Source organism: Algibacter sp. L3A6, from assembly GCF_009796825.1.
In the GTDB taxonomy this organism is placed as follows: domain Bacteria; phylum Bacteroidota; class Bacteroidia; order Flavobacteriales; family Flavobacteriaceae; genus Algibacter.
Map to the genome: position 1 here is coordinate 3,058,098 of NZ_CP047030.1, position 11,793 is coordinate 3,069,890.

The 11,793-nt window shown below is 30.4% G+C and carries 10 protein-coding genes; all 10 read left to right on the plus strand.

Annotated elements, in window-relative coordinates:
• The first annotated feature begins 61 nt into the window (after positions 1 to 61).
• The 10 genes from GQR98_RS12840 to GQR98_RS12885 all read left to right on the plus strand — a co-directional run bounded on the left by GQR98_RS12840 (position 62) and on the right by GQR98_RS12885 (position 11,738).
• A complete protein-coding gene (locus tag GQR98_RS12840; RefSeq protein WP_159019839.1) occupies positions 62 to 394 on the plus strand; it encodes a helix-turn-helix domain-containing protein in 333 nt (110 codons plus the stop codon).
• 15 nt (positions 395 to 409) lie between these two features.
• The gene (locus tag GQR98_RS12845; protein WP_159019840.1) at positions 410 to 1,093 is read left to right on the plus strand and encodes a hypothetical protein; all 684 of its coding nucleotides are present in this window, start codon (positions 410 to 412) and stop codon (positions 1,091 to 1,093) included.
• Between the two features lie 7 nt (positions 1,094 to 1,100).
• On the plus strand, positions 1,101 to 1,832 hold the full coding sequence (locus GQR98_RS12850) for a hypothetical protein (protein WP_159019841.1): 732 nt from the start codon (positions 1,101 to 1,103) through the stop codon (positions 1,830 to 1,832).
• Between the two features lie 66 nt (positions 1,833 to 1,898).
• Positions 1,899 to 2,333: a hypothetical protein gene (locus GQR98_RS12855; protein ID WP_159019842.1), complete on the plus strand. Its 435-nt coding sequence runs from the start codon at positions 1,899 to 1,901 to the stop codon at positions 2,331 to 2,333.
• Between the two features lie 420 nt (positions 2,334 to 2,753).
• Positions 2,754 to 4,778: a site-specific DNA-methyltransferase gene (locus GQR98_RS12860; RefSeq protein WP_159019843.1), complete on the plus strand. Its 2,025-nt coding sequence runs from the start codon at positions 2,754 to 2,756 to the stop codon at positions 4,776 to 4,778.
• A 294-nt stretch (positions 4,779 to 5,072) separates the two neighbouring features.
• On the plus strand, positions 5,073 to 7,076 hold the full coding sequence (locus GQR98_RS12865) for a dynamin family protein (RefSeq protein ID WP_159019844.1): 2,004 nt from the start codon (positions 5,073 to 5,075) through the stop codon (positions 7,074 to 7,076).
• Positions 7,073 to 7,726: a hypothetical protein gene (locus tag GQR98_RS12870; RefSeq protein ID WP_159019845.1), complete on the plus strand. Its 654-nt coding sequence runs from the start codon at positions 7,073 to 7,075 to the stop codon at positions 7,724 to 7,726. Before GQR98_RS12865 ends, GQR98_RS12870 begins: the two co-directional genes overlap by 4 nt.
• Complete coding sequence (locus tag GQR98_RS12875) at positions 7,723 to 10,779, plus strand: ATP-binding protein (RefSeq protein ID WP_159019846.1); 3,057 nt, start codon at positions 7,723 to 7,725, stop codon at positions 10,777 to 10,779. Before GQR98_RS12870 ends, GQR98_RS12875 begins: the two co-directional genes overlap by 4 nt.
• On the plus strand, positions 10,776 to 11,351 hold the full coding sequence (locus GQR98_RS12880) for an HNH/ENDO VII family nuclease (protein ID WP_159019847.1): 576 nt from the start codon (positions 10,776 to 10,778) through the stop codon (positions 11,349 to 11,351). Before GQR98_RS12875 ends, GQR98_RS12880 begins: the two co-directional genes overlap by 4 nt.
• 15 nt (positions 11,352 to 11,366) lie before the next feature.
• Positions 11,367 to 11,738 carry an SMI1/KNR4 family protein gene (locus tag GQR98_RS12885; RefSeq protein WP_159019848.1) on the plus strand — a complete coding sequence of 124 codons (372 nt, stop codon included), beginning with the start codon at positions 11,367 to 11,369 and terminating at the stop codon, positions 11,736 to 11,738.
• Positions 11,739 to 11,793 lie beyond the last annotated feature (55 nt).

Below are 11,793 nucleotides of genomic sequence, written 5' to 3' on the forward strand. Positions count from 1 at the left end.
CCCCTGCTACCCGCTGATTTTCGCTATAAATTTGCCTCATAACCAATAAAAACCCAAAAAAATGAAGAAGCAATTTTTTATGCTCTCAGAGGACGAAATTGAAAACCTTGTAGAGCGCATTTCAAGTAAAATGAGAAAACATTATGATTCTCAAAACAGTATTCAAGAAGACGAGCTATTATCTATAGATGAGGCTGCTAAATTTGTTAAGCTATCTAAGGCTACACTTTATGGCTTAGTTCATAAAAAAGAGATTCCTTATAGTAAAAAAGGTAAACGTTTGTATTTCCAAAAGTCAGAATTATTTGATTGGGTAAAATCGGGACGAAAAGAAACAAAGCAATCTATGAATTATAAAGTAGATGAGTATTTATCCAGAAACCGATTAGCATAAATTAAATATAGATTTATGATAATTCAAACAGGTTTTATAAAACTATTCAGAGATTTAGTAGACTGGGAGTGGTATACGGATCAAAATACATGTAAGCTATTTATACATTGTTTAATAAAGGCAAATTACAGTACTAAAAAATGGCAAGGAATAACAATCCATAAAGGGGAGTTTATAACGTCAAAAGAGCGATTGGCCGTAGAAACAGGTTTATCCATAAGTAAGGTTAGAACGGCTTTGGACAAATTAGTGTCTACGAAGGAAATAAAACTAGAGCCACATACAAAATATACTAAGGTTACTATTACTTCAGACTATTATGATCATGTCGATTTCCAAGTGTCTCAAAATGGCAAACAGAATAACAAACAAAATAGCAAACAAAGTAACAAGCAATTAGCTATTGAAGAACAAACGAATCGCAATTTAGTAGCAACTACTAAGAAAGAAAAAGAAGAAAATATAAATAAAAGAAAAAAGAGATTTAAAGAAGATGTTTTTGCTCTCACTAATTTTTCAAATAAGATTTTAAATGATTTTTATAATTATTGGTCTGAAATTAACTCGTCTGAAACACTTATGAGATTTGAGTCTGAAAAGTTTTGGGAATTAAATAAGCGGGTTGCTAAATGGGTAGCAAATGAAAGACCAAGTATAGGAGGGGATAAATCAAAATTAGAATTACAAACAAATAGATAAAAGGATTATGAGAAATAATGAAGTACAAAAAACAGGAGAAGTTATTAAACAAATAATAAACCTTAATACAGCTACTGTATTAGATAAAAGCACAAGAAAACCAATGCAACGATTTACAAAACAACAACTTTGGAAAGAATTTAAATGTGAGTTTAAGAATAGCTATGGGAAAGAATTTATAAACAGCCCTACGAGTTTAAAAAACATTAAAACTTTATTTCTTTATTTTTTGGGAGATCCAGAATTTTTTGAATGTGAAAATTTAAAAACAGATTTAAGTCGCCCAAGTTTTAAAAAGGGATTACTAATTGTTGGAGGGGTTGGAATTGGTAAAACTGCTTATATGAAGATTTTTGAGAAAATATTTAGCAAATATCCGGGATTAAGGTTTAAAGGTTATCATGCGAAAGATTTGGTTAATTTGTACGAGTCTTGCGCTAAGCCTTCTGATAAAAGTTATATGATGAATACATTTGTAAGGCAAAGGTTATTTATAGATGATATTAATTCAGAAAGAATTGCGAGTAACTATGGTAACTGTAATGTAGTAGAAGAGATCTTGTTTAGTCAGTACGAAAAAGGAAACAAAACATTTGCTACCACGAATCATACTAATGCTGAGAATGATATGGTAAAAACACTTATCGATTTAGGACAGGTTTATGGAAGTAGAATGTATGATCGTTTCTTTGAAATGTTTAATATAATAGATTTTACAGGAAAAAGTAACAGACGATAAAACGTTAAATAACATCTTATTTAACGTTTTAATCAAGTTAAATCACCAAAAACTACACAAAAATCCATGAAAAAGATAAAAAACTGCAAACATTGCTATGAGCAATTTGAAGCAAGAAGAAGCAATCATGTGTATTGCACAAATAGTTGTAAAACGAAAGCAAGCTATAAGCGGAATAATTATAAATATGTATCAGGACACTATCAAAAAGAAGAACCAGGACTAAAAGTGCCAGATCAAAATTCCATTAATAATCCAGTTGTTCTTGAAGAGAAATTAGCATCCATTGAGGAAAAAATAAGTGGTATCAATTTAGATTCTATTAAAAACACCATGCTTGGTACCGCAGCAGCAGACGGCATTGCTTACGGCTTAAAAAAAACATTTATGCCCAATACACTACCAGCAACTAAAAATGATATTTTACTCTTAAACGAAGATATTAAACAAATTAAACGTTTAATGTTTGAGCTTAAATATGGGGGGAAAGCACCTAGTTAATAAATGGTGTAATTAGAATTGTAATGTTAGAAGTAATTATAAAGCTTAGCTAGCATATATGATTAGTGGTGCTAAGGAAGCGGGAATTAAAGCTGCGCTATCATAATTAAATTCTTCATAGACTTCAATGTTGGTCAAGCAGTTGAGCTTTTTCTGAATTTGAAATATTAGATAATTACGGAATACCGTAATAAACATAAATTTAGTTCTATTATTTTTAGCATGTATATACAGTTTTAGAATTCTACTATTTAGCTAAGAGAACTATTTAGGCAGCTATTATGGATGGAGTGTTTTTTAATTGGTAATACGACATTAAATAAGGTTGAAAAGTAAAAGTGTAAATCTATAGGTATAAGTCGATAGATATTTATATTTTTACTGTTCGTGAAGTTGTAAAATCTCACATTAATAATACTTATGAAAACAGACAAACTAGACCTCACCTCACCAGACTTGGTAAATCAAAATATAGAAAAAATTGCAGCCTTATTTCCTAACTGTGTTACAGAAACAGCAGAAGGAAAAGCCATAGATTTCGACCAACTAAAACAGGAACTAAACCACGAAGTAGTAGAAGGTGCAAAAGAACGTTACCGTTTAGAATGGCCTGGTAAAAAAGAGGCCATTGTAACCGCCAATTTACCAACCACCAAAACATTAAGACCCGTACGTAAAGATTCTGTAAATTTTGATACTACAGAAAATATATACATAGAGGGCGATAACCTAGAAGTACTCAAAATTTTACAAGAAAGTTATTTAGGTAAAATTAAAATGATATACATAGACCCACCTTACAACACAGGTAAAGATTTTGTATACAAAGACAATTTTACACAAGACAGTGCAGACTATAAAGAAGAAACCGACCAAACAGACGAGTATGGCAACCGTTTAGTGGCCAACCCTGAAACCGCAGGACGTTATCATTCAGACTGGCTCTCTATGATGTACCCTCGTTTAAAGTTAGCTCGTAATTTATTAACTGATGATGGCGTTATTTTCATATCAATTAATAATATTGAAGTTCATAACTCAAGAAAATTATGTGATGGGGTTTTTGGGGAAAATAATTTTATAGAATGTATTACTTGGAATAAAAGAGTCCCTAAAAATGATAAAGGAATAGGAAGTATTCACGAATACATATTAGTATACGTGAAAAATGTAGAAAAAGACCATAAGTTTTTGATGGTTAAAGAAGGCTTAGATGAGATTTATGATTTAATAGGGAAATTTAAAAAAAGTAGAATTGAAATTCCTGAAGCTGAAAAACTATTAAAAAAATTATATAAGAAACAAGGTTATGATAGAGGGATAACGCTATATAATTCTATTGATAATAATTATAATGTTTGGGGTAAAATTAATATGAGCTGGCCTAATGCGAATACATTTGGACCAACTTATGATGTCCTTCACCCTACATTAAAAGTTCCTGTAAAAGTTCCTGATAGGGGATGGAGATGGAAAAAAGAAACTTTTGATGAAGTTGTTGATTATACAAATATTATCGAGTTACACGACGGTTCTTTTCTATGTGGTGGAATATGGTTTGCAAAAGATGAAAACACTCAGCCAAGTTCTGTTAAATATTTAAAAGATGTAGGTTCAATGTTGTTAAGGTCAATCATAAGTTTAAAAAGTGATGGAGGAATTGAAACTGAAAAGTTATTTGGAAATAAAAGTATTTTTTCATATCCAAAACCAACAAGTTTAATTAAACAATTAATTGCTTCTATGGAACTAGAAGATAGTATTGTTTTAGATTTTTTTTCAGGATCAGCGACAACATCAGATGCATTACTTCAATACAATACAGAGTTTGAAAGAATGAATAATTTTATATTGGTTCAGTTACCTGAGAACCTTGATGATAGTTTACTTCATTCAGATGGTAATACAAAACATACTCTTAAAAATGCAATTTCATTTTTAGATACAATTAATAAACCACATCTTTTGACTGAATTAGGTAAAGAGCGCATCCGTAGAGCAGCTACTAAAATTAAAGAAGAAACCAATGCAGATATAGATTATGGTTTTAAAGTCTTTAAAGTAGCTAGTAGTAATATGCAAGATGTATATTATAAGCCACAAGACTACAACCAAGGGCAATTAGATGTGTTTGCAGATAACATAAAAGAAGATAGAACGTCAGAAGATTTACTTACGCAAATACTATTAGATTGGGGTTTACCACTAACCTTAAAAACACAAAAAGAAACGGTTTTAGGTAAAGAAGTATTTGTAGTAGATACTAATTACTTGCTCGCTTGTTTTGATACTGAGTTAGACGAGGCTTTTGCCAAAGAAATTGCCAAACACCAACCGCTACGTTTTGTGTGTAAAGACAGTAGTTTTAAAAACGATACTGCCAAAGAAAACGTAAAGCAATTGCTAAAGCAATTAAGTCCTAATACAGAAATGAAAGTGATATAGGTACACCAGTTATATAAATTAAGTACACCACCTAAAGGTTTAAGTACACCAGTTCAACAATTAAGTACGTAACCTTTAGAAAGAATTAAAAAGCATTAAGGAATAATAATAAATACTTGTAAGTTGTTGATAAGCAAGGGGGTAGTCGTTAAGGAACATTTACCCATAAATAAAGAACAAATTAAGAGAATGAAATTACAGTTTAAACAATAACAATTTCAAGTTTATACTGTAAAGGTTTTAATGAAGTATTGTTTATTAAGTGGACTTAAAAAAGTTATATAAAGGAGAAAAATGATAGGAAACAATTACAAAGTCTGTAAAGAAAACAGCATCAATATTGCCAATAGCTATATGGCAGATAGAGGCACTGCAAATGATGGTGTAGATTTAAATTTTTTACAGCAAAGAGTAAAATCCTTAGAGTCTGGTAAATTTTTATTATCTGTGGCTGGAGAAGTAAAAGCAGGAAAATCTACCTTTATCAATGCCTTGTTAGGAAAAGAAATTTTACCATCAGATGTTTTACAAGCAACCAGTGCCATTGTAGAAATATTTAAATCAGAAAATTCTTATTTAAAAGTTGTGTATGCAGATGGTAAAATAGAAGAACTATATGATGATTTATCTACAGAAAATGTTGATGAGGCTAAAGAACGTTTAGGAGAAATATGTAGTATAGAAGATCAGTATAGAAAAATACCGCATACTACTATAAACGAATTTATTATAAGCCAAGATAAAGTAGAAGTAACAGAAGAGTTCATTGGAGATCTAGAAGCTCTTTCTGGAATGGAATTGCAAGATGAAAAGCAACTTATTGAAAGTTATATTTTAAATACTACAAAAAGTAAAATCCCTATAGAAATCAACTTTGGATATCCTTTAAATTGGTCTTTTGAAGAATTAAGAATTGTAGACAGTCCTGGTGTAAACGCAACTGGAGGTGTGCAAGATGTTTCTCTAAAATTTTTAGAAAAAGCAAATGCTATTTTATTTGTACATCCTATAAAACCCATAGAGTCAGAATCTTTTAAAACTTTTGTAGACAATACCATTTCTAATAAAAGTAAAGAAAACCTGTTTTTAATTTTAACACATAGAGGTTTGTACGAAGAAGATGAGGTTGAAAAATTGTTAGCAGAAGCCAAACGTTTGTATGGGCATATTATACCAAAAGATAGAATTATTGTAGTAGATAGTGTTTTAGAGCAAATTAACAACCAATTAAAACAAGGGCTACCCATAAAAAAAATTAGAGAAGATAAAGTCAAAAAGAAAATTTTATCATCTTATAGAGAACAAGCCGAAGACGAAGAAAGAGAGTTGATTGATGTAGTGAATGAAGCTTCTAATTTTGAACAAATTTATAAGACCATTGATGAGTACTCAATGCAAGCTCCTAATTTACAATTAAAAGAAATTTTAGATACCATTAAGAGTGGATATCTAGAACAAGATAAATTGATAGAAGAAAAAATAGGTAGATTAAATTTAAAGAAACAAAGTCCACAAAGTTTTGCAAAAAAAATAGAAGAAATTTCGGATATACTAGAGTCTTTTAAATTAAAACTTAACGAAATGAATATAGAAGCCAATGATAAGTTTGGTGGAAGTATCAATTCTCAAGTTGTAGCAAGTATCAACAGTATTGCTAGCAAATATGAAAATACTATAAATTCATTACAAGATTTTGGAAGTATAAAAAAACAAGTGTTAGATTTTCAAAACGAAATGGCTGATGATATTACAGTATTTTCTAATTCAATAACCAGTTTTTTTAAAAGTAGTTTAAAAGACATAGAAATTGAGTTTAAAGCAAACCATAAAGTAAATGTGCCTAAAATAGATTTAAAAGCAATAGAGCATAAAGCAGAAAAACAATCGTATGATATTGAAGATGTATACGAAAAAAGAGGAGTAGATGGTTGGGATATTTTTACATTAGGAATTGCCAGAATATTTAGGGATAATAAAGTCAAAATTGGCACAAAACAGGTGTTGAATGAACAAAAATACCAAGAACAAGTAGTTAGCCAAGTAATTTCATTTATACAGGAAACAAAATTTAAAACTTTAGCTCAAACCAAAACTATCTTAAAAAAGTATCTAGATGGGGTTACTAGTAAAGCAAACCACTCCATAAGGGAAAGGCAAACTGAATTGCAAAATGAAAAAGACAAAAGTCAGAAAAATGAAGATATTATCGATGAAATAGATGGTTTAAAAAAAAAGCAAAGTAACATCCCAAGCACAGTAAAACGTATTGATGAAATTTTAGAAGAAGTAACATTATGAATGATATCAACCAAGATATAAAGGAACAATTTGCTAGTATTAAAAAGAATGTTTTAAATCAATTAGAAAAAGATTTCGATATAGATCATACAATTTCTCATTTATCTAGTTATATCCCAAAAGAAGTAATATTTAAATCAGAACAGTTATTAGAAACTTTATTATCTTATTTAATGAAAGATGCACAAAGTGCTATTAATCAATTAGATGTTAAAACTAAAAATAAGTTTTACGATGAAAAGCTCAATGAAAAAATTATTGAGTTTGCCAATAATTTAAAAGAAGATAAGAACTTAATTAGTAATGCTATTGAATTTCAAAAAGATAATAGAAAACTAAATGCTTTTATAGCTAGTGGTACTACGTTTATTGTAGGAGCTTTAGGGATCAATGCCATTTTATCTACCTCTGTTATCAGTCTAATTGTTTCTGGTATTGTAGTTATTGCAGTGGCTGCGTTTGTGTTTAAGTTAACATACAATAAGGTTGCTACCAAAACTAGAATTAATATAAGAGAAGATGTAAAAAACTATCTTGAAAAAACAGAGAAGGAAGTAGATTTTTGGTTAAATGAAGTAACTATTGCGTTTAACAAAGAACTACAAAGTTTTATCAAAAAAAATTCAACTTTAAACCAAGCATCTAAATGATAGAGAAGAATGATACAGCACAAAACCCTTCTCTAGAAAATAAAGATATTTCTGAGGAATTGTTTTCAGGAATTCAAAAGCTAATGCCTTGGTTAGAAATATCTTCTAATGAAAAGCCTGTTTTTCAAGGAGTAAAGGAAGATCCAAATAATTGGCTGGATACCTTTTATCTTTTTCCTTTAAGAGAGGTTTCTATCAACAATACAGAAGAAGATATTCCTTCTTTCATTAAGGATAGGTACAATACAATTTTATCTGCTGCTAGTAAATCTGGTATTACAGTTGCTACTATTATTTCAGGTAAGAATGGTGGAAATACAATTTACTTAGGTTTAAAAAGGGAAAACACTACAAATCAAGATGTTGAATTGTTCAGTTCATTAATAAATGGCATTCTTCCTGGAAAAAAAATAGAATATAGCGAAAGCACTAAGTTTTCATCACTATCTAATGGTTATACAAAAGGAGGCGTGATAACAGGTGTTCCTACCCTTAAAGTTGATGATGAAAAGGCTAAATTTAATATCTCATCTGTAATAAGAAGTTTATATGGTAAAGAATATAATTTAGCCATAATTTCTACACCACTTCCTCAACAAGATCAGCAATATACCTATAGTGAGCTTTTAAATTTACGAGATAAATTCCATGCTTTAGCAAAACAAACTAAAGGAAGTGATAAAGGAGTGACAGATACAATAGGTTCTTCTCGTCAAGAATCAGATGGAGAATCGAAAACTAGTGGGCATAATTCTAATTTATCATTTATTGTAGCGGGTTATGCACATAACAAATCAAAGACAACTACAAAAAATAATTCGTTTGGTACTAACGAGTCAAAATCCATTAATATATCGGAGTCCCTCTCTTATGAGCAGCAAAATGGAGTTGCGTTAGAACTCGAAAAATTAACAGAACATTTATTGGAGCGAACTGTTAAAGGTTTTAACACAGGTATGTGGGAAACATCTATTTCTTTTTCTGCAAAAGATGAAATTACTTGTGAAATTTTAGGAGGAAGCTTTTTAGGAGAATTATCAAAACCAAGCGATAAAATACTACCTCCTTCGCAAATGTTTATAGGGAATTTAAAGGAAAGTCAAAGTTTGTTCTTGCCAGTCAATAATAATGTAAAGTCTATCTTTCCTAAAGGTTTAGCTTCCTATATAACAAGTGAAGAATTAGCTTTTATATCATCTCCTCCATCTGAGTCTTTACCTGGCTTTGAAATAAAAAAAATGCCTGCTCTATCACTGAACGATATTAATAGTGACGATGGATTAAAAATTGGTAATATAGCTGATTATGGTAACCCTTTACCAAACTCACTTATAACCCTTACTACAAAAGATTTAAATAAACATTTGTTTGTTTGTGGATTAACAGGTAGTGGTAAAACTACAACGGTAAAAAATATATTGAAAGATTTAACTTTAAAAGAAAATATTCCCTTTTTGGTTATAGAATCTGCTAAAAGAGATTACAGGCAATTGCTTTCCGATGATGTTTTTAAAGATAATTTAAACATTTATACTGTCGGAGATGCTTCTGTTAGCCCAATAAGGTTTAATCCTTTTTATGTTCAAAAGGGTATACATTTATCTGAGCATATTGATTATTTGAAAGCTATTTTTAATGCAAGTTTTTCTCTTTATGGGCCAATGCCAGCTATTGTAGAAAAGTGTATTCATAATATTTACATCAAAAAAGGGTGGAATATTACGAAAGGATTTCACCCATATTTTACAGATTCTATGGGGAATTATGATGTAAGTGGCTACGATACTGAAGAACACCTTTATTTCTTTCCGACGCTTAGTGATTTAAAAAGTGAGGTTGAAAATTATGTAAAGAATGAATTAGCATATAAAGGAGAGTTGCAAGATAATATTAGAACCGCTATTGTTGTGCGTATCGAAAGTCTTTCTGTTGGAGCTAAAGGAATTATGTTTGATACTCATGATTTTCATCCTATGGAAGATTTATTGAAGAAAAATACTATTCTTGAAATGGAAAGTTTGGCAGATGATGATGATAAAGCCTTTTTCGTAGGTTTAATGTTGGTAATGATAAGTCAATACCGGCAGAAAGATAATCCTGCTGTAAACCCAGGTATGGGATCAAAAGGACTACAACACTTTATGGTAATTGAGGAAGCTCACCGTCTACTGAAAAATGTGTCTACTGAAAGAACATCGGAATCAATAGGTAATCCAAAAGGAAAGGCAGTTGAATTATTTACAAATGTTATAGCTGAAATGCGTTCCCTTGGTCAAGGGGTAGCAGTAGTAGAACAAATACCATCAAAGATTTCACCAGATGTAATAAAAAATACGAATACAAAAATTGTACATCGTCTGGTTTCAAAAGATGATCAGTCTTTGTTGGCAGGATCGTTGGGCATTTCTGATGATGATGCTTTGTATATGAGTAGATTAGTAACGGGACGTGCACTTGTTCATAAAGAAGGAATGGAGCGTCCTGTAGAATGTGCAATGATTAATAATATTAATTCTGCGGCAGCAAGTAACAATAAAGTTTATACGTTAATGCAGAAAAATAAATTAGAAACGCTACATCCTTTTGACGTTTATGAATTGTCTAATGCTTTAGGTAAAAAAGGGAAGGTAGTTGTTCAAAGGTTATTAAATTCTCTTTGTACAATAGAGTATTCGAATCTGAAAAGCAAAATAGAGCTTTATAATAAAGCGTTAGAACAGGAAATAATACTTTCGGGTAATAAATTCGATAAAGTTGTGTATTCAGATTATGCTGTAAAGCAGATTTTTAGTTTTCTTACTCAAGGTTTATATAGTGCTAGCAATAAAATCCCTGTAGGTTTGAAAAAAGTACTTCACGATTTGTTTACTCATAAAAAGGACGAAGATTTCTTGGAGTTAAAAAGATTGTTGTCTCTATATTGGGGTATGAAAGATGAAGATTTTGTAAATAGAATAGTGTCTAATTTAGCTGAGAATATGGTGTTAAAGGCGAATGTTCTTAACAATGTTGAAGTAAAGGATAGTTATTTTTTAAATAAAAAAGCAGTATGATAGAAGCTATATTAGGCGAAGCTGCCAAAGAAGCAGTAATTAAAACTTTAAAAGAGGTTTCAGAGGTTGCGGTAAAAGACATTCCATTAGAGACGATGGATATTGTTGAAAATGGATCTTTGGAGGCTTTAGAAGTAGAGAATCAACTTCTGGAACCAAGCTTTAAAAGCTTAGAGGATATGAATATAGGTGTTGCAGAACAGAAAATTTATGATGACGCCGGGCTAGCTAAACAAATGGTTAATGGAAGAGAGGTGTTAATTCAACCTAATATAGATTATAATACGCCAATAGGTATACCAGGAAATGAGTCTGAAACAAATTTAGACAGGATGAAAGCTGGTTATGCTCCTATGGACGAAAATGGAAATCCATATCAATTACACCACATCGGTCAAGAAAATGACAGTCCTTTAGCAGAGCTTACTAATGAACAGCATCAATACAATGGTAATTATAGTGTATTACACACTAAAGAAGGACCTTCCGAAATTGATAGAAAGGAATTCAATGAGCAGAGAGCTGAACATTGGAAAGAACGTGCATCACAAATAGAATATTCAAATAACTAATTATAAAAAGGCATTATGTTTAAAAATATAGATAATTCAATATCAGGAGTATCAAGTAAACAGATTATAAAGCTAAAAGAAATTATAGATGGAAAGTTGCCATCTGATTATATAGAATATTTAAAACAATATGGCTTCGTTTCTTTGAAAGGACGAGATGTATTTGGCTTAGGTAATGAAAAGTTTTTTAATGCATTAAAAAAAACTAAAGAATTGCAAGATAATTTTGGCTTGAAAAAAAACTTCGTTGTTTTAGAAGATGTAGGAACAGAATCTATGTATTTGGTTTTAAATACAATAAATGGTTCAGTGTATGAATGGACTCCTTCTGGAAATGTAAAAAAAATCTATGAATCTTTTAAAGATTATGTGGAAAACGATTTTTAAGTACATTCATGTTATTTTTTATGTGCTGACAATAAGAAAAGCACAGAGTTAAATA